General features: G+C 72.5%; 17 protein-coding genes. 13 read left to right on the forward strand and 4 right to left on the reverse strand.

Annotated features, from left to right (window positions below; translation table 11 throughout):
• The 5 genes from TU30_RS21155 to TU30_RS21175 form a co-directional block, all read left to right on the forward strand.
• A partial coding sequence (locus TU30_RS21155) for an alpha-glucosidase C-terminal domain-containing protein (protein ID WP_042172307.1) occupies positions 1-597 on the forward strand: 597 nt, incomplete at its 5' end.
• Positions 598-625: 28 nt separating this feature from the next.
• Complete coding sequence (locus TU30_RS21160; RefSeq protein WP_042172309.1) at positions 626-1,984, forward strand: maltokinase; 1,359 nt, start codon at positions 626-628, stop codon at positions 1,982-1,984.
• Between the two features lie 4 nt (positions 1,985-1,988).
• The gene (glgB, locus tag TU30_RS21165; RefSeq protein WP_042172311.1) at positions 1,989-4,214 is read left to right on the forward strand and encodes a 1,4-alpha-glucan branching enzyme; all 2,226 of its coding nucleotides are present in this window, start codon (positions 1,989-1,991) and stop codon (positions 4,212-4,214) included.
• Between the two features lie 289 nt (positions 4,215-4,503).
• Positions 4,504-6,408 carry a long-chain fatty acid--CoA ligase gene (locus TU30_RS21170; protein WP_042172313.1) on the forward strand — a complete coding sequence of 635 codons (1,905 nt, stop codon included), beginning with the start codon at positions 4,504-4,506 and terminating at the stop codon, positions 6,406-6,408.
• A gap of 151 nt (positions 6,409-6,559) precedes the next feature.
• Entirely contained in the window at positions 6,560-6,994 is a 435-nt protein-coding gene (locus TU30_RS21175) for an ATP-binding protein (protein WP_042172315.1), read from the forward strand.
• 91 nt (positions 6,995-7,085) lie between these two features.
• Here TU30_RS21175 and TU30_RS21180 read toward each other — a convergent pair whose 3' ends face one another.
• Entirely contained in the window at positions 7,086-7,490 is a 405-nt protein-coding gene (locus tag TU30_RS21180; protein ID WP_042172317.1) for a PRC-barrel domain-containing protein, read from the reverse strand.
• Between the two features lie 266 nt (positions 7,491-7,756).
• On the opposite strand from TU30_RS21180, the gene TU30_RS21185 reads away from it, so the two are divergent.
• The 8 genes from TU30_RS21185 to TU30_RS21220 all read left to right on the forward strand — a co-directional run bounded on the left by TU30_RS21185 (position 7,757) and on the right by TU30_RS21220 (position 16,991).
• Complete coding sequence (locus TU30_RS21185; protein ID WP_042172319.1) at positions 7,757-8,131, forward strand: STAS domain-containing protein; 375 nt, start codon at positions 7,757-7,759, stop codon at positions 8,129-8,131.
• 243 nt (positions 8,132-8,374) lie between these two features.
• Positions 8,375-9,274 (forward strand): STAS domain-containing protein, encoded by a 900-nt coding sequence (locus TU30_RS21190; RefSeq protein WP_042172321.1) that lies wholly within the window; start codon positions 8,375-8,377, stop codon positions 9,272-9,274.
• Positions 9,271-9,690 carry an STAS domain-containing protein gene (locus TU30_RS21195; RefSeq protein WP_042172323.1) on the forward strand — a complete coding sequence of 140 codons (420 nt, stop codon included), beginning with the start codon at positions 9,271-9,273 and terminating at the stop codon, positions 9,688-9,690. Before TU30_RS21190 ends, TU30_RS21195 begins: the two co-directional genes overlap by 4 nt.
• Positions 9,690-10,130, forward strand: a complete 441-nt coding sequence (locus TU30_RS21200; RefSeq protein WP_042172326.1) for an anti-sigma regulatory factor — start codon at positions 9,690-9,692, stop codon at positions 10,128-10,130. The genes TU30_RS21195 and TU30_RS21200 overlap by 1 nt, the downstream gene beginning before the upstream one ends.
• The gene (locus TU30_RS21205; protein WP_042172328.1) at positions 10,130-11,197 is read left to right on the forward strand and encodes a SpoIIE family protein phosphatase; all 1,068 of its coding nucleotides are present in this window, start codon (positions 10,130-10,132) and stop codon (positions 11,195-11,197) included. The genes TU30_RS21200 and TU30_RS21205 overlap by 1 nt, the downstream gene beginning before the upstream one ends.
• Positions 11,194-12,933 (forward strand): PP2C family protein-serine/threonine phosphatase, encoded by a 1,740-nt coding sequence (locus TU30_RS21210; RefSeq protein WP_042172330.1) that lies wholly within the window; start codon positions 11,194-11,196, stop codon positions 12,931-12,933. The genes TU30_RS21205 and TU30_RS21210 overlap by 4 nt, the downstream gene beginning before the upstream one ends.
• Before the next feature lie 266 nt (positions 12,934-13,199).
• Entirely contained in the window at positions 13,200-14,576 is a 1,377-nt protein-coding gene (locus tag TU30_RS21215; protein ID WP_042172542.1) for an NAD(P)/FAD-dependent oxidoreductase, read from the forward strand.
• Positions 14,577-14,801: 225 nt separating this feature from the next.
• Positions 14,802-16,991: an FUSC family protein gene (locus TU30_RS21220; RefSeq protein ID WP_176726209.1), complete on the forward strand. Its 2,190-nt coding sequence runs from the start codon at positions 14,802-14,804 to the stop codon at positions 16,989-16,991.
• A 126-nt stretch (positions 16,992-17,117) separates the two neighbouring features.
• On the opposite strand, the gene TU30_RS21225 is transcribed toward TU30_RS21220, so the two are convergent.
• The 3 genes from TU30_RS21225 to TU30_RS21235 form a co-directional block, all read right to left on the reverse strand.
• A complete protein-coding gene (locus TU30_RS21225; protein ID WP_042172336.1) occupies positions 17,118-17,549 on the reverse strand; it encodes a hypothetical protein in 432 nt (143 codons plus the stop codon).
• The gene (locus TU30_RS21230; RefSeq protein ID WP_042172338.1) at positions 17,546-18,421 is read right to left on the reverse strand and encodes a SigB/SigF/SigG family RNA polymerase sigma factor; all 876 of its coding nucleotides are present in this window, start codon (positions 18,419-18,421) and stop codon (positions 17,546-17,548) included. The genes TU30_RS21225 and TU30_RS21230 overlap by 4 nt, the downstream gene beginning before the upstream one ends.
• Before the next feature lie 204 nt (positions 18,422-18,625).
• Entirely contained in the window at positions 18,626-19,099 is a 474-nt protein-coding gene (locus tag TU30_RS21235; protein ID WP_078878415.1) for an ATP-binding protein, read from the reverse strand.
• Between the last annotated feature and the right edge of the window lie 111 nt (positions 19,100-19,210).

Raw genomic sequence — 19,210 nt, forward strand, 5'->3', positions numbered from 1 at the left:
CAGATCGAACTCTTCAACGCCCTGCTGCTGTCCCTGCCCGGCTCGCCGATCCTCTACTACGGCGACGAGATCGGCATGGGCGACAACATCTGGCTCGGCGACCGCGACGCCGTCCGCACCCCCATGCAGTGGACCCCCGACCGCAACGCCGGCTTCTCCTCCTCCGACCCCGGCCGGCTGTTCCTGCCCACGATCATGGACCCGGTCCACGGCTACCAGGTCACCAACGTCGAGGCATCCATGGCCTCACCCTCCTCACTGCTGCACTGGACCCGCCGGATGATCGAGATCCGCAAGCAGAACCCCGCCTTCGGCCTCGGCACCTACACCGAACTCCCCTCCTCCAACCCCGCCGTCCTCGCCTTCCTCCGGGAGTACGAGGACGACCTGGTCCTCTGCGTCAACAACTTCTCCCGCTTCGCGCAGCCCACCGAACTCGACCTGAGCGCCTTCGAGGGCCGTCACCCGGTCGAACTGTTCGGCGGGGTGCGTTTTCCCGCCGTCGGCGAACTGCCGTACCTGCTCACCCTCGGGGGCCACGGCTTCTACTGGTTCCGGCTCGCCCGAGCCGCATCCCGCACCGGCCGCCGACTGTGACCGTGCGCCGACGAGAGGAGGCGTCCACATGACGAAGACCGCATTCCTGTGCCCGCGAAGCACGACCGCCGAACCCACGCAGTCGTTCGCCGGGCTGCTGCGCGAGTGGCTGCCGGAGCAGCGCTGGTTCGCCGGCAAGGACCGACCCGTCACCGACCTCCACGTGCTGTCGATGACCGAGTTGTTCCCGGACTGTCTCCATCTGCTGGTCCACGCCGGCCACGGCGGCGTGCCCTCGCCCGGGAACACGCCCTGGGCCGGTGACTGCTACCAGCTCCTCCTCGGCGTACGGGAGCACCCGGCACCGCGTCTGGGCCGGGCGGTCATCGGGAGGGTGCAGGACGGGCCGCTGGCCGGGCGCACGGTCTACGACGCGCTGCATGACCCGCGGTCGGCGCAGTTGCTGCTGGAACGGCTGCGGCACCCCCGAGCGGTGGGCCCGCTGCGGTTCGAGGGCGACGCGGCCCAGCGGGTGCCGGCCGGGCTGGTGCCGCGGCTGCTGGACGCCGAGCAGTCCAACTCCTCCCTGGTGTACGGCGACGAGTTCATCCTGAAGCTCTTCCGGCGGATCCAGCCCGGTGTCAACCCGGATCTGGAGGTGCCGGGCGCGCTGGCCCGGCAGGGCTGTCACCGGGTACCCGCTCCCGTGGCCTGGCTGCGCACCACGCATCCGTTCAAGGCGACGCTCGGTGTACTCCAGCCGTTCCTGCGCGACGCCTCCGACGGCTGGACGCTGGCTCTGGAGGCGCTGGCCGCCGGTGACGACTTCACCGCGCAGTCGCACGCCCTCGGCCGGGCCACGGCGGATGTGCACCTGGCGCTCGCCTCGGCGTTCCCCGTCGGCAGGCCCGGGCAGGGCGGGCTGACGTCGGAGGGGATGACCGAGCGTCTGACGTCCGCCGCGCACTCCGTACGCGTGCTCCAGCCGTACGTGCCCGGCCTGAAGGCGGCGTTCGCCGCGCTCGCGACCTGTGATCCCGGGCCGCCCGCCCAGCGCATCCACGGCGACCTGCACCTGGGGCAGGTACTGCGGGCCGGACAGGACTGGTTCGTCATCGACTTCGAGGGCGAGCCGTCCCGGCCGCTCTCCGAACGGCGCAGCGCCCACTCCCCCCTGCGGGACATCGCCGGGATGCTGCGCTCGTTCGACTACGCCGCCCGCCAGCGCCGTCCCTGGCGCCCGGAGTGGGCGCGCCGCTGTCGCGAGGCCTACTGCGCGGGCTACGCGGCCCGCGCCGGCTGGGACCCGCGCAAGAAGCACGGCCTGCTCCGCGCCTACGAGACGGACCGGGCCGTGTACGAGGTGCTGTACGAGGCCCGGCACCGACCCGACTGGCTGCCCGTACCCATGGCGGCGATCGAGCGCCTCGCCGTGAGAGGAGACTGAAGCCGTGGCCCTGCACGACACCCCGCTGCCCGAGTCGGCCGGGTCCGTCCCGTCCGCCCCGAAGACGCCCAAGACCGCCCCTGCCCTCGATCCCGAGGACCGGGGACGCCTGCTGGCGGGCGCCCACCACGATCCGCACGCGCTGCTCGGCGCGCACCCGGTGCCGGGTGGCATCGTCTTCCGGGCGCTGCGGCCGTTCGCGCGCACGGTGAGTGTGGTCACCGGCGGCCGGCGCACCCCGCTCGCCTCGGAGGGGGACGGCCTCTTCTCCAAAGTGCTGCCGCTGGACGCGGTCCCCGCGTACACGCTGGCGGTGGCCTACGGGGACGAGGACGCCGTCGAGGTGCACGATCCGTACCGGATGCCGCCCTCGCTCGGCGAACTCGATCTGCACCTGATCGGCGAGGGGCGCCACGAGGAGCTGTGGACGGCGCTCGGCGCCCACCCCATGACCCACCAGGGCGTCACCGGAACCCGCTTCACCGTGTGGGCACCGAACGCGCGGGGCGTCCGGGTCGCCGGCGACTTCACCTGCTGGGACGGCACGGCGTTCCCGATGCGTTCGCTCGGCTCGTCCGGCGTGTGGGAACTGTTCCTGCCGGGGATCGGAGAGGGCGCCCGCTACAAGTTCGAGGTGCACTCCCGGTACGGCCGTCGGATGCTCAAGGCCGACCCGATGGCGCGCCTCGCGGAGGAACCGCCGAACACCGCGTCGGTCGTGACGGCCTCGCACTACACGTGGGGCGACGCCGGGTGGATGAAGCGCCGCGCCCACGTGCCCCTGCACGAGGCGCCGTTCTCGGTGTACGAGGTCCATCTGCCCTCCTGGCGACCGGGTCTTACGTATCGCGAGCTCGCCGAGGTGCTGCCGGCCTATGTCCAGGACCTCGGCTTCACCCATGTCGAGCTGATGCCGGTCGCCGAGCACCCCTACGGCCCGTCCTGGGGCTACCAGGTCACCGGTTTCTACGCGCCCACGGCCCGTCTCGGCACCCCGGACGACTTCCGGTACCTGGTCGACGCCCTGCACCGGGCCGGCATCGGCGTGATCATGGACTGGGTGCCGGCGCACTTCCCGAAGGACGACTGGGCGCTGGCCCGGTTCGACGGGGACCCCCTGTACGAGCCGGGGGACTCCCGGCGGGCGGAGCACCCGGACTGGGGAACGTACACGTTCGACTTCGCCCGGACCGAGGTGCGCAACTTCCTGGTCGCCAACGCCGTGTACTGGTGCGAGGAGTTCCACATCGACGGGCTGCGCGTGGACGCCGTCGCCTCGATGCTCTACCTGGACTACTCGCGGGACTCCGGCCAGTGGGAGCCCAACGCGCACGGTGGCCGGGAGGACCTGGCGGCGGTGGCGTTCCTCCAGGAGATGAACGCGACCGTCTACCGGCGGTGCCCGGGTGTGGTGACGATCGCGGAGGAGTCGACCGCGTGGGGCGGGGTGACCCGGCCCACCGACACCGGCGGCCTGGGGTTCGGGCTGAAGTGGAACATGGGCTGGATGCACGACTCACTGGAGTACATGAGCCACGAGCCGGTGCACCGCAGGTACCACCACCACGGGATGACGTTCTCGATGGTGTACGCGTACAGCGAGAACTACGTGCTGCCGATCTCGCACGACGAGGTCGTGCACGGCAAGCGGTCACTGGTCTCGAAGATGCCCGGCGACTGGTGGCAGCGGCGGGCGAACACCCGGGCCTATCTCGGCTTCATGTGGGCCCACCCCGGCAAGCAGTTGCTGTTCATGGGGCAGGAGTTCGCGCAGGGAGCGGAGTGGTCCCAGGAGCAGGGCCCGGAGTGGTGGCTGCTGGACGACTCCTACCACTCCGCGGGCGACCACCGCGGGGTGCGGGACCTGGTGCGCGATCTCAACGCCCGCTACCGGGAGACGGACGCGCTGTGGCAGCGGGACACCGATCCGGACGGGTTCCGCTGGGTGGCGGTGGACGCGGCCGAGGACAACGTGGTCGCGTTCCTGCGGTACGGCACCGGGGGCCGTCCGCTGCTCTCGGTGTCGAACTTCTCCCCCGTCGTCCGGCACGGCTACCGGCTCGGTGTGCCCGACGACGTGATCGCCTGGCGGGAGGTCCTCAACACGGACTCGGCCCGGTACGGCGGCGGTGACGTCACCAACCCGGACCCGGTCAAGCCCGAGGACGGCAGTGTCGGCCTCACCCTTCCGCCCCTCGCGACGGTGTGGCTGGTGCCGCACGACCTGTGAGGCCCGGCGGTCCGCCCGCCCCTCCGCCCCGTGCCCGCGCCCGGACGTCAGCCGGCGCGGGCACGGCGCGTACGGGCGGCGTACGGGCGGACCGCCGAAAGGGAAGGCACGGGCGGGGAATACGGGCGGACCGTACGGGCGGGGTCGGACCACCGGGGCGATGTCATCATCGGTGTGGCCACAGTTCCGGTGATCCGGCCCCGGAACGCCCGGGCTCGGCTAGATTCAGGCACCGCCGACGACTCTGCCCGTCGGCCGAGTCACAGCCCGTACATGTCAGGAGCAGTGCATGCGCGACCTCGCTCTCGCTCCGCAGGCCGCCTCACCCCTGACGGGCGGCCTCGCGGACAGTCTCTTCGAGACGGCGGCCGAGAGCCCGAACCTGCCGATGCTCGCCCGCCGCGCCGACCCGGCCTCCGCGTCCTGGGAGGAGGTCACCGCTCTGGAGTTCCGGGACCAGGTCGTCGACCTGGCCAAAGGGCTGGTCGCCTCCGGGCTGTCCCCGGGCCACCGGGTGGCGATCATGGCGCGGACCCGTTACGAGTGGACGGTTCTGTGCTACGCGCTGTGGACCGTGGGCGCGGAGGTCGTCCCCATCTATCCGACCTCGTCGCGGGAGCAGGTGGAGTGGATCCTCAGGGACTCCGGCTGCGTGGCCGTGGTGGTCGAGGACGAGCAGGGCGTGATGACCGTCGGGTCCGTGTGCGCCGCGCTGCCGCGGCTGCGGCACGTCTGGCAGCTGGACTCGGGTGCGCTGGAGCAGCTGGTGGCGCGCGGCGAGTACCTGCCTCCGGCCACGGTGGACTCACTGCGCCGGATCGTGCTGCCGGACTCCACGGCCGTGGTCGCCTACACGTCCGGTACGTCGGGGCAGGCGAGGGGGTGCGCGCTGAGCCACCGCAACCTGGCCGCCCCGTGCGACGTCCTGCTGGAGGGCTGGGCCCACACGGCGGCGGAGCCGGGTGAGCAGGCCGTGGTCCTCGCCTTCCTGCCGTTCTCCCATGTGTACGGGCTGATGATCCAGGGCCTGTGCGTACGCGGTGGCCTGCTGATGGGGCACGAGCCCGATCTCGGCTCGGAGGCCCTGTCCTCGGCGCTGCGCACCCTGCGGCCCACCTATCTGTACGCGGTCCCCTCCCTGCTGGAGAAGATCTACAAGAACTTCCTGCGCGCCTCCCAGCAGGCGGGCCGCGGAGCTTTGTTCGAGCGGGCCGCCGACACGGCGCGCGACTTCGCCGCCGCCGTGGAGCGGCAGCGGCTGGGCCGGGGCCCGGGACCCGGCTTCGACCTGCGGCTCCAGCACGCCCTGTACGAGCGGACGGTGTACCGCAGGCTGCGGGCCGCGCTGGGCGGCCGGGTACGCAGGGCCACCTCGGGCGGCTCGACGCTCAGTCGCGAGCTGTCCCTCTTCTACGAGGGCATCGGCATCTACGTCCACGACGGCTACGGGCTCACCGAGACCGGCGGCGGTGTGACGATGCAGCCGCTCGGCCGGGAGAAGTCCGGCACCGTCGGGCTGGCGCTGCCGGGCAGCGAGATCCGGGTCGCCGACGACGGGGAGATCCTGGTGCGCGGGCCGTCGGTGTTCCAGGGGTATGTGGGCGACGAGGCCGCCACCCTGACCGCGCTGGCCGGCGGCTGGCTGGCCACGGGGGACATCGGCCGGACGGACTCGGAGGGCTATCTGACGATCACCGGCCGCAAGAAGGACATCATCATCACCAGCAGCGGCAAGAGTGTCGCGCCGTCGGCCCTGGAACAGCGGCTGCGGATGCACCCGCTCGTGCACCAGGCCGTCGTGGTGGGGGACGACCGGCCCTGTGTGGGGGCGCTGATCACACTGGACCCGGACTTCCTGGCGCACTGGCGGGCGGCGCTGTCGCTGCCGGGCGACGCCGCGACGCGGGAGGCGCGGGAGGAGAACGCGTTGCGGGAGGAGGTGGCGCGGGCGGTCGCCGCGGCGAACAGCAGTGTGTCCCGTCCGGAGTCGATCCGGGTGTTCCGGGTGCTGCCGGAGGCGTTCGACGTGACCAACGGCCTGCTGACGCCGTCGATGAAGCTGCGCCGGGACGAGATCGTGCAGCGGTACGCGCCGGAGATCGACGCGATGTACCACTCCCGTTCGCGTCCGGATCGGGAGCCGGTGCCGGAGGAGCCGTCGGTCTGGGACGACTCGGACAACGTCTTCCGCTGACCGCCCGGGGCGACCTGCCCGTCACCCCCCGCTCACCCGCGGATACGGGCGCGTAGGGTCCGGCTGCCCGGGAACTCACAGACACAGGAGAACGAAGGAACGGACCACACATGAACGACTGGCCCGTGGAAGTCGGGGCAGGGAAGGCACCATGGCATCCGAGCCGCACAGGGACAGGCCAGTGGCCGCAGAGGAGATCACGGAACGCGTCGCCGGCTTCCCCGGGGAGCTGCACGACGTCACCGACGCACGCCTGGTGGCGGAGGAGTTCCTCCTCGAACTGGCCCGCGTCTCCCCGCCGACGGCCCCGGAGCACTGGGACGACATCCTTCTGGTGGTCACGGAACTCGCGGCCAACGCGGTCCAGTACGCGCCGGGACCGTTCGGAATGCGGCTGCGCAGGACGTTCGACGGGGTGCACGTGGTGATGCACGACACGAGCACGACCGAGCCGACGCCCCGGCCCTTCAGACCGAGCCACGGCGGGGGCGGGATCGGCTGGCATCTGATCCACACGCTGTGCGATCAGGTCAGCGTGGTCGGCACCGCGGGCGGCAAGGACATCCATGTGTTCCTGCCCTGGTGACGGCCAGGCGTCCGGTGGCTCCCGCGCCGGGCCGGCCGGGCTCCGTGAGGTGGGCCGGCCGGCGTCCGGTGCGGGGATCACCGGGCGGCGGTCATCCGGCCGGGGCGCCGGGAGCGCGCTCGGGCGGGGGCCCGGGCCGGGTGAGCGCCCGGTAGTAGTCGCCGACCGTCGTGAGGTAGCCCGGGTCCATGGTCTCGCTGTCGGTCCTGAACCGGGGCGCGGCCTTCACCTCGGACCTGGTGCAGGACACGGTGATCCTGCGCTCGCCGGAGTCGACGGTGGCGAGGACCCCGACGGGTACGAGGAGACTCCGGCCGAACACCCAGACGCCGGTGTCGACGACCAGGTGCCGCATGGCGTGATGGTCGGCCTGCCGGTCCACATGGCCGATGGTGCTGCCGTCGCTCGCGACGACGGTGTATCCCGTGAGGTCCGGATCCTGCCCCTGGGCAAGACCCAGCTCCGGCGCGTATGACCAGATGCTGTCCATGGGCACGCTGCTCCTTGCCTCCACTGTGATGACGATCCCGGAGCGGGCGGGGCCCGCTCTCCGGTCCCCGCCCGTCTCCACAGGAGCCAACTACCCTTCTGGAGCGGGCGCATTCGGCCGGCGAAGTCACAAAACCCGCACCGGGCCGGGCGTGATGTGAAGACGCCGCCTCCCGGGCCGGTGCGGAAGGTTCCGGCATGGAGCGGAGATCCCGGGGTAGGCGGCTGCGCGTGCGGCCGGACCCGGCCGTCGGCTCGATTGGGAGGTATGTGTTGTCCATGGCCCCGAACCCGTTGTCCGTGGGGGTGTCCGTGGTCCGGGAGGATGTCGCCCTGTTCACAGTGCAGGGCGATCTGGACGCCGACACCGCGACCGAGTTCCAGCATCACCTGGCCAACCAGCTGCATCACGGACGCCGGCACTTCCTGCTGGACCTGTCCGCGGTCCCCTTCATGGACTCGTCAGGCATGAACATCGTCCTGCGCATCTACCAGGAGGTCCGGGAACTGCCGGGAAGCGTGCACATCATCTCCCCCGTGCCCGCGGTGCGCCGCGTTCTCGACCTGACCGGCGTGAGCATCACGGTTCCGGTGTCCCAGAGCACCGAGGAGGCACTGGAGCGGGTCGACGGCGCGCACAGGACGTAACACCGGCCGGCATCGCGACGCCCCCGGCCCCCGAGCCGGGTCGAGGAGGTCCGGCACACCGCACGCCGGGCCTCCTCGCCGTCCTCGCGCGGCCGGTGGTGCCCGCCGCCTGCGGGGCCTCGGCTCCGGCAAGGGCTGCCGCACCGGCCCGGAGCGTCGTTAGAGTAGTCGTCCGGCCGGGGCGCGACACGGTTTCGGCGCCCGGCACGGGCCGGGTGGGACAACAACAACGAGGAGACACAGGTGCCTGAGCGCGCAGCGGGCGGACCGCTGGGAACGCCGACGCTCGAGGTCAGGGACTTCCTGCGGCGCAGGCGTGAGCAGATCGCCCAGCGGTGGGCGGACGAACCCCTGTTCCGTACGGTCTTCACCCTCTCGCGCGATGAAGCGGTCGAGGCCGGAAAGGCGGTTGTCGACGCCCTGGCCCAGGTCGCCGACGCGCAGCGGGCCGAGGACTCGGACGCCGCCGGATTCACCGGTGTGCGTGAGCAGTTGGCGCGGATGAGCGCGGCCCGCACCCGTGCCGGACTGTCCGCCACGCAGGTGTCGAACGAACTGGCCGCGCTGTGGCCGCCGGTGGACAGTCTGCTCGTCGCAGACCTGGAGCAGGCCTCCGCCGAGGAGCTGCGGGCGTGCACGGCCGAGCTGAGCACGCTCATGGGCACCCTGCGGGTGGTGTCCATGCAGACCGCGCTGAGCGAGGGGCAGGCGCTGATGGACCGGCAGCGCCTGCAGCTGCTGGAGGTGGCGACGCCGGTCATCAAACTGTGGGACGGGATCGTCGCGGTCCCGCTGATCGGGACGCTCGACAGCGCCCGCAGCCAGGTGGTGATGGAGACCCTGCTCAACTCGGTGGTCGACCAGCACGCGCGGTTCGCGATCCTCGACATCACCGGGGTGCCGACGGTCGACTCGCTGGTGGCTCAGCACCTGATGAAGACGGTCGCGGCTGCCCGGTTGATGGGCGCGGAGTGCGTCGTCTCCGGCATCCGCCCGGCGATCGCGCAGACCATGGTTCACCTGGGTCTCGACCTCGGATCCGTGCTCACCCGGGCGAGCCTCGCCGACGCGCTGGGCTACTGCCTGCACGAGCTGGGGGTCGACGTCGTGCATACGGCAGCCGGAAGTGCGGGCCGCCGGTGAGCGAGGCGTTCTCCCGCCCGGTCGCGGGACATGTTCCGGTACTGAGACTCGGCAACGTGCTTCTGGTGACGCTCCAGGGCGACCTGCTCGACACCACGGCCCAGCAGCTCCAGCAGGATCTGTCGCAGACCATCGCGGCCAGCGGGGTCACGGGGGTGGTGATCGACATCTCCGGCGTGGAGATCGTCGACTCCTTCCTGGGACGGGTGCTCGCCGAGATCGCGGCGCAGTCGTCGCTGCTGGCCGCGCGGACCGTCGTGGCCGGAATGCAGCCGGCGGTCGCCATCACCCTGGTGGAGCTGGGGCTGACGCTGCCGGGACTGCGTACCGCGCTCGACACCCAGGCGGCGATGGCACTGCTCGAGCAGCCCGTCGTGTCGACGCGCGCGGGCGGTGCGCGCCGGGAGCGCGCGTGATGCCCACCGCCTCGGGGATCGAGGCCTGCCTGCCCATCCGGTCGGACATGGACCTGGTGTGGGTGCGCCAGCATGTGCGGCAGGCCGCCGCCCTGCTCGGCTTCGGCCTGGTGGACCAGACGAAGCTGGTCACCGCGGCCAGCGAGCTGGCGCGCAACACCCTGGTGCACGGCGGGGGCGGGCAGATGGACGCCTCCCCGGTGACCGCGGGGTTCGTCAGCGGGCTGAGGCTGACGTTCAGCGACTCCGGGCCGGGCATTCCCGACCTCGAACGGGCGCTCAGGGACGGCTTCACCTCCGGCGACGGGCTGGGGATGGGGCTGGGCGGCGCACGGCGCCTGGTGCACGACTTCGAAGTCGAGAGCACGGTGGGGTCGGGGACCGTCGTGCGGGTGACCTCCTGGGTGAACCGGCCGCCCCGCGCACGGGAGGAGACCTGATGCCGCGCGTCTGGGACGTGCCGGTGCGGGACTCCACCCGGGTACGGGACGTCAGGGTCGCCGCCGAGGAGGCGGCGGCCCTGGCCGGTCTCGACCAGCGGGGCACCGCGGCGGTGTCACTGGTGGCGACGGAGCTGGCCACCAACCTGCTCAAGCACGGGCGGGACGGCGAGGTGCTCGTCGACGTCGTGGATCCGCCCGTGCTGCGCGAGGGCAGCCCGGTGCGGGCCGTGCAGATCGCCGCGATCGACCACGGGCCCGGGATCGCCGATGTGGCGGGCGCGCTGCGGGACGGGTTCAGCACCACCCGCTCACTGGGCGCGGGCCTCGGCACCTGTCGGCGGCTCTCGGACGGCTTCGGCCTGCACAGCGTCCTCGGCCGGGGCACGGTGGCGGTGGCCCGCGTCGGGAGAGGCGCCCCGTCGACACCCGGCGGTGACGGCGGTCCCGGAGTGTCCGTGATCCGTGCGGGTGGGGTCAACGTCCCCTACGCCGGGGCCGACCACTCGGGGGACGCCTGGGCGTGGGTCAGGTCCGGGGACCGGCACACCCTGATGCTGGCCGACGGTCTGGGCCACGGCCTCGAAGCGGCACGCGCCTCGACCGCCGCGGTGGAGGCGGTGCGCGCCCGGCCCCATCTCGGCCCCGCCGAGACGCTCCGCCTGCTGCATGAGGAGCTGGGCGCGACCCGGGGCGCGGCCGTCGCGGTGGCCCAGCTCGACGCCCGGACCGGGCGGCTGCGGTTCGCCGGGATCGGCAACGTCGGGGCCCGGCTGCGCGAGGGCGACCGGTGGCGGGCCCTGCTCTCACGGCCCGGCATCGTCGGGGTCCACCGGCCCGGCACCGTGCGCGAGGACGATCTCGAGTGGTCCGCCGGGAACGTGCTGTTCCTTCACACCGACGGCCTGCCCAGCCGCTGGGCCCCGCCGTCGGACCCGGGTACGGCGGCGGCCGACCCGGCCGTGACGGCCGCCGTGACGATCCGCGACGCGGGCAGCGCCGCCCGTCCGGTGCGGGACGACACCGCGGTGGCCGTACTGACCTCCACTCCACCGGACCATTCATGACGAGCACATGGCAGATCAGTGGCGTGACCGGGGCGGCACGCGCGCGTGCCGCCCTCGCGCGGCTCGCCGCCCGCCACGGAGTACCGGCCGTCGAGCGGGCCCGGCTGGCCGCCGCGCTCGGCGTCCGGCTGCGGCAGTGCCTCGCCGAGGGCGGCACCTGGCGGCTCACTCTCGACGTGCACCGCACAAAGGACGGCGGCGATGCGCTGCACGCCGTCCTGGCGCCCCCGGCGGACGCGTCCGTCCCCGGGCAGAGGCCGTGGGAGACGACGATCCCCTTTTCGCCGGTGCACCGGCCGCGCGCCGACAGCGACAGCGACAGCGACAGCGACACGGTGCCCGGCGACGTTCCGGCGGTTCTGTCCCAGTCGCTGCTGAGCGCCGACGAGGACACCGCTCTGGTGCTCGACCGGCTCGCCGAGCAGGAGGCGCTGGTCGCCTTCCACCGGGAGGAACTGCACCAGACGAACCAGGGCGTCCTGGCCCTGCACGCCGAACTGGACGCGGCGGGCCGCGCCCAGCAGGAGGCGTTCGCAGCCGAGCGCCGGGCGCGCAACGAGGCGGAGAACGCCCGCCGCAGACTGACCTTCCTGGCGGACGCCAGCGCGGTGCTGAACACCTCTCTGAACCACGGCGAGATCCTGCGCCGGCTGCCCGAACTGCTGGTGCCCCGGTACGCGGCCAGGGTCGACGTATGGCTGTTCGACGAGGACGACGGTCCGCACCGGCCTCCGCCCCGCCCGGCCGCGGCGGTGCGCGCGGCCCGTACCGGGCGGCCGCAGTACGCCGCCGACCATCCCGGCGGACTGCGCGGTGTGGACGACCAGCCGCCCTCGAAGCTCGATGCCGGCCGGCCGCTGCTGTGCGTGCCGCTGCTGACGCGCCAGGCGCCGCTGGGTGTGCTCACCCTGTCGTCGCCCGGTGAGCGCTGGGACCCGGACGATGCGGTGATGCTGCTCGAGCTCGCGCGCCGGGCCGGCATCGCCATCGACAACGCCCGCCGCTTCGAGCACAACCGGGACATCGCCGAGACACTGCAGCTCGCCCTGCTCACCGACCTGCCCACGACTCCGGGGATGAGCCTGGCCGCCCGGTATCTGCCGGCCACCCACGGCATGAACATCGGCGGCGACTGGTACGACGCCTTCCACCGGCCGGACGGGAGTCTGATCACGGTCGTCGGCGACGTGACCGGGCACGGGCTGCACGCGGCGGTGATGATGAGTCAGTTGCGCACCGCGCTGCGCGCCTACGCCGTCGACGGCGGCAGCCCCGGTCGGCTGCTGACCCGGCTGCACGGCTTCCTGCACCAGCTCCAGCCGCATCTGTACGCCACGGCGGTCATCGCCCGGTTCCACCCGGACGAGGCCACGCTCACGTGGGCCGCCGCGGGACATCCGCCGCCGGTGCTGCGGCTGCCCGACGGGCGGGTCCGCACCCTGGACGCCAAGCCGGGGGCGATGCTCGGCATCCCGCTGGAACAGGAGATCGCCGACCACACCGAGCAGGTGGCACCGGGATCGACGCTGGCGCTCTACACGGACGGGCTGGTCGAGCGGCGGGTCGAGGGCATCGATTCGGGCATCGGGCGGCTCGCGGACGCGCTCGGCTCGTTCGGCCCCGCGGAGCTCGACACGGACCTGGAGGACGCGGCGGACCGCCTCCTGAACCCTCTTCTGCGCGACTCCGAACGCGACGACGACGTCTGTCTGCTCCTCTGCCACCTGCACCGCTGATCGCCCGTCGGTTCCCACCGCCCGCCGCTCGGCACGGGTCTCCCGGTGCGCTCCGGCGCCGGTGCGGGCATCGTGGTGCTGGACATGCGCGCGTTCCGGGTCCGCGTCCGGACACGGCGTGCCCCGGTGAACCGCGATGTGCCGTGATCGCGACGCTCTGCGATCAAGAAGGTGCAGGGCGGCGATCCAGGGGCAGGTGAAAGGGCGTCGACGTCGGAGCAGCCCCGTGTGTGCTCGAGGCGGACCGTGCGGAGCCGCAGAAAGGGATGGACACCGTGACACGACCCAGGATCCTGGTGGTGGGCGCAGGCTTCGCCGGAGTGGAGTGCGTCCGCCGACTGGAGCGGAAACTCTCCCCCGGCGATGCCGAGATCACCCTGGTGACGCCGCTTTCCTACCAGCTCTACCTGCCGCTGCTCCCCCAGGTCGCCTCAGGTGTGCTGACCCCGCAGTCGGTCGCCGTGTCGCTGCGCCGCAGCGCGAAGTACCGTACCCGGATCATCCCGGGCGGGGCCGTCGGCGTGGATCCGAGGGCCAAGGTCTGCGTCATCCGCAGCATCACCGGCCGGATCCTCGACGAGCCGTACGACTACATCGTGCTGGCCCCCGGCAGTGTCACCCGTACCTTCGACATCCCGGGGCTGACGGACCACGCGTTCGGCATGAAGACGCTGGCCGAGGCCGCCTACATCCGCGACCACGTCATCGCCCAGCTCGATCTCGCCGACGCGAGCGACGATCCGGCCGAGCGTGCCTCGCGGCTGCAGTTCGTGGTGGTCGGCGGCGGCTACGCGGGCACCGAGACCGCCGCCTGTCTGCAGCGCCTGACCCATGCGGCCGTCAAGCGCTACCCGCGGCTGGACCCGGGGCTGATCAAGTGGCACCTGATCGACATCGCTCCGAAGCTCATGCCCGAACTGGGCGAGAAGCTCGGGCGCAGCGCGCAGGAGATCCTCACCCGGCGCGGCATCGAGATCTCGCTCGGCGTCTCCGTCGCGAAGGCGGGGCCGGAGGAGGTCACTTTCACCGACGGCCGGGTGATTCCCACCCGCACCCTCATCTGGACGGCCGGCGTGGTCGCCAGCCCGCTGATCGCCACGCTCGGCGCCGAGACCGTCCGCGGGCGGCTCGCGGTCACCGCGGACATGTGTCTGCCGGGCGCGGACGGGGTGTTCGCCCTCGGTGACGCCGCGGCGGTGCCCGACCACGCCAAGGGTGTGGAGGGCGCGGTGTGCCCGCCGACCGCGCAGCACGCCCTGCGCCAGGGCAGGCAGGTCGCCGACAACATCATCGCGACGCTGACCGGCCGGCCGCTTCGGCCCTACCACCACAGGGACCTCGGGCTGGTCGTGGACCTCGGCGGTACCGACGCCGTCTCCAGGCCGCTCGGTGTGGAGCTGCGGGGCCTGCCCGCCCAGGTGGCGGCCCGCGGGTACCACTGGTCGGCGCTGCGCACCAATGTCGCCAAAACGAGGGTCATGACCAACTGGCTGCTGAACTCGATCGCCGGAGACGATTTCGTACGGACCGGCTTCCAGGCCCGCCGGCCCGCCAAACTGCGGGACTTCGAGTACACGGATGCCTACATGGCTCCGGAGCAGGTGCGGGCGCACGTCGAGGAGGCGGGACTGCCCGTGCGGTGACCCGGCCTCCGCGGCGGCTCCGCGCTTTTCGGAGAGCCGGCCGGACCGGGTGCTCCGGCCGGTGTTCCGGCCGGTGGGAGCCACCCGGTGGGCCGGTGGTGGCACGTGTCATGCTTGCATCCTGATCAACGCGAACGACGGGGAGGGTGCGGCGGCGTGAAGGCGGCGGCGGAGCGCTCGGCACGGACGCGGCTGCGGGACCGCCTGGCGGCGTCCGATCCCGGGATGCTGCGGATGACGGCCGGGCTGCGGACGGTGGGCTCCCTCGCGCTGACGCTGGCCGTGCTCGCCCTGACAGGGGCGGGTGTCACCCAGCTGGTGGCGGGGGCGATGACCGCGATGGTCGCCACCTTCGCCATCCGGGAGAAGCAACGCGGGGCGCAGGCCGTCACGCTCGCCGTGGGTCTGCCCGTGGCCCTCGTGTCCGTGTCGCTGGCCGCGGTGCTGAGCGAGCGGGCCGCCGCCGGGGACGTCTTCTTCGTCGTCCTCATCTACTGCGCGGTGTACGCCCGCAGATTCGGCGACCGCGGAACCGCGCTCGGGCTGATCGGCTTCCAGGTCTACTTCGCCTCCCTGTTCATCGGCGCGTCCCCCGACGGACTGCCGGGGATCTGGGCGGCGCTGGCCGTCGCGTTCGGATGCAGTGCCGTCATGCGGTTCGCCGTCGTTCCCGTGGTCCCGGCCGGACTTCTCGCACGTCTGCGCGAGGCCTTCCGGGCCCGGCTGGCACAGCTCGTGACGGCGCAGCTGGCGCTGCTCGACGCCGAGGGGGACGAGGTCGACAAGGCCTTGGCGAACGTCCGCGCGGGCACCGCACGACTGCACGAGACGGCCCTGATGATCCAGACGCGGCTGGAACGGGGCACCCCCGACGCGTCGTCGGCACGGCTGGTGCAGCGCCGGATCGCGGACGCCGAGCTCGCCGCGGAGCGGCTCGGCCTGCTGCTGCTGACCGCCCGCAGCGCGGAACGCGCGGACACCACGCTGACGCTGCATCTGCCGGGCGCGCCCGCCCCGGAGGCCGGCCGGACGGACGCGCCGGACGAGGCCACCGCGGCGTTGCGCCGCGATCTGCTCTCCCTGCGCACCCAGGTGCTGCGCGCCGGACCCGGGGTGGAAGGGACGTCGATCGCCCACGTACGCAACCGGCTGCTCGCCTACCGGGACGAGGAGAACCTCCCGGCCTGTTCCCCGGCTCTCCAGGACGTGTTCCGGGCCATCGGCGAGGCGTCCCGCGCGGTGATGGGCCTGCGGATCGCTCTGGACGGCCCGCAGGACGAGTCCGACGACACCCCCTCGGCGGCCCGCTCCCGGGAGGAGCTGGACGCCGAGGACGCCGCGATCGACGCCGGCGAGGAGGACGAACCGGCGGAGGAGGACAAAGGGCTGCGGCGGCCCACCACCCGGGCAGCCGTCCAGGTCGCCGTGGGCTCGTCGCTCGCCGTCGTCGGCGGTGAGCTGCTGTCCTCCCAGGGCTGGCACTGGGCGGTCCTGACCTGCTGGCTCGTCTTCATCAACACCGAGTCGACGGGCGAGATCCTGGTCAAGGGCTACCGGCGGCTGCTGGGGACACTGCTCGGCGTCGTCGCCGGCATCGCGCTGGCGGGGCTGGTGGGCGGGCACACCTGGACGGCGTTCGCCCTGATACTGGTGCTGATCTTCGCGATGGCGTACACGGCACCCCTCTCGTACACGCTGATGTCGTTCTTCGTGACCGCGATGGTGGGGCTGCTGTACACGCTGCTGCACACCTACAGCTGGGAGGTGCTGGTGCTGCGCGTGGCCGAGACCGCGCTGGGCGCAGCCTGCGGGGTGTTCGCCGCGTTCCTGGTACTGCCGGTGCGTACGGACCAGCGGACGGACGAGCTGCTGGGCACCGTGCTGGAGCGGCTCACCGAGGTCACCGAGGCCGCCGTCGACCAGCTCAGCGGCGGGCCGGCCGCCGATCTGCTGGACCGGGCGCGGGAACTGGACAAGGCGCTGGGCGAGCTGCGCGCCGCGACCAAGCCGCTCACCCATCCGGTCACTCCGCTGCGGGGCCGACGCGACACCGCGCGCTACGTCGTAGCGCTCCTGGAGACGTGTGCGTACCATGCGCGCTCGCTGGCGGCGACGGCCGAGCTGCTGCCGGCGCATCCCTCGATCGCGGCGGACCCCCGGCTGCGCGGTGCGACGGCGCGCACCGTGCGCAACATCTCGACGATCGCGGCCCGGGTCGCGGGTGAGGACACGAAGGCGGGCATCGGGACGGGGCCGAGCTTCGCCTCGCTGCTGGGCGGTTCCGACGGGGACGGCGCGTCGCGCTACGGCCGGATCACCGGCCGCGTCCTGCGGCATCTGGAGCGGCTGGACGAGGCGGTGGTGGGTCTCGCCCGCCCGCTGGACGTCCCGCTGACGGGCGACGGACCGCAGTGAGGCCGCATGCTCGGACGGCGGGGGGAAGGGGACGCCCAAGGAGCCGTGGACGGCTGGTCCCGGGCGGCGGGGCGCGGGGCCGAAAACCGGTGAGCACCGGGTTCAGGAGTGGGTGGGTGCCGGGTCTCAGAAGTCGGTGGGCAGACCGCTGGCCTCGGCGATACCGCGTAGTTCGTCGTTCTGCCGGTGGCGTTGCCTGATGTAGTCGGCGATCTCGTCGAGGCGCGACGGGTCGGCGGCGGTCGTCGCGTCGGTGACCACTCTGACCGGTCCGCTCTCGTCGACCTCCAGCTCGACCACCTCGTTGTCCATGCGGCCGGTGACGGCCGTGGCGATGACGAGGGCGGCCTCGTCGCGGACTTCCTGGGGCAGCTCCTCGTCACCGCCGTCCAGGGCGAGGTCGAGGCCGGACAACCGGTGCTCCTCGATCGCCCGGAGCACCGGCTCCACCACGCGCAGCAGCAGGCGGTAGTCCTCGGTGTCCATCCGGATGCTCAGCAGGTCGAGGTAGACGTCCACGGGGCGGCCGTCGTCCGGCGGGATCTCGGATTCACTCATCGGCTCCGTGCTCCCCTCATGCGGCCGCCCATGGCGTCGGCGCGTACCCGGGCGCAGCTTCGGCTGATCAGCCGGGACACGTGCATCTGGGAGATCCCCAGCTGGTCGGCTATGCGGCTCTGGGTCATGTCCTCGAAGAAGCGCATGTACAGGATGGTGCGCTCGCGTTCCGGCAGGCGACGCAGGCCCTCCTTGGCGGATTCCCGGTCGACCACGACGTCGTAGGACGCGTCCGAGGCCCCCAGGGTGTCGGCCAGGCTGTAACCGTCGTCGTCGGGCGACATCTCCGCGTCCAGCGACAGGGTGCTGAAGCTCTCCAGCGCCTCCAGTCCGGCTGCGACCTCCTCCTCGGTCAGTCCCGTGTGCCGGGCGAGGTCGGCCGGAGTGGGTTCGGGGCTGCCGGGCGTCTGGGTGAGGTCACGCCGGGCGATCCGTACCTTGTTCCGCAGTTCCTGTACCCGGCGGGGCACCCGCAGGGCCCACATCCGGTCCCGGAAGTGCCGTTTGACCTCGCCGGTGATGGTCGGGACGGCGTAGCTCTCGAAGGCTCCGCGGTCCGGGTCGAAGCGGTCCACCGCCTTCACCAGGCCCAGAGCGGCCACCTGACGCAGGTCCTCGACGGATTCGCCGCGGTCGCGGAAGCGTCCGGCGATGCGGTGGGCCATGGGCAGCCATGCGGTGACGAGTTCGTCGCGGACGGCGTCCCGTTCGGGGCCGTCGTCCAGGGAGGCCAGCCGGCTGAACAGGGCGGCGGTCTCGGGGGCGTCGTCGTGGCGCCTGCGGCCGCCCGCGGCCGTGGAGGTGGCCGCGTCGGAGGCGGCGGTCGTGGGGGCGGGGGTGTCGGGGCGGTCGGTGGACGAGTCGATGAGCATGCGGTTTCGCTCCCGAACAGTTGGTGTCATGGGCGGTCTGCCGTGGGACGGCGGCTGTGGGGACGTCCGGTGCGAGTGCCACGGCGGTCGTGCCTCTCCCGCTGGCGCGCCTCCGGTCCGAAGCACGGTCCTCCGTCTGCCCGATGACCGGTGGCGCAAACTCCGCTTTACTGTACAAATCAGCGAAAAGGGTTCGATCGCTGCTCAGGTCAGGGGTACCAGGGCGGTGATGCACTTGCCGCCCGTGGGCAGGTCCCGCACGCGGATGTCGCGGGACAGGAGGCAGACGATGGGCCAGCCGTGCCCCCCGGGTGTGAGGCGTCCCGGCGGGCGGCCCGTCGCCCGCGCGACGGGCAGTTCCGCACTGCGATCGCTCACCGACACCTCCACACCGGGTCCGGCGACGTCGACCCGGACGTCGGTGACGCCGCCGCCGTGCAGGATCGCGTTCGTGGTGAGCTCGGAGGCGACGAGCAGGGCGTCCGCCAGGGCGGCGGCGTCGCACGGAGTGCGCGTGGAGCGGCAGCGTTCGCCCACTGCCCGCTGCACGGCCTCCCTCACCTGTGCCGGCCGGTAGGGGCGCCGGGGTGCCGCCCGGACAGCACCGGGCGGTTCCCTGCGGGGCGGGTCTACGTCGGGTCGCTCCCTGTCGCCTGAGGTGATGCGCTCCTCGCACATTGTTCGGCTCCCTGTTCGATGAAAGGGGTCACCCCCCTCCGGCTGACCCCTCATGGCACCGGCAAACCCCCCGGACCGTTCCGAAATGCACGCCGGAGTGAAACAGGTCAC

Origin of the sequence: Streptomyces sp. NBRC 110035 (assembly GCF_000829695.1) — a bacterium.
GTDB lineage: Bacteria > Actinomycetota > Actinomycetes > Streptomycetales > Streptomycetaceae > Streptomyces.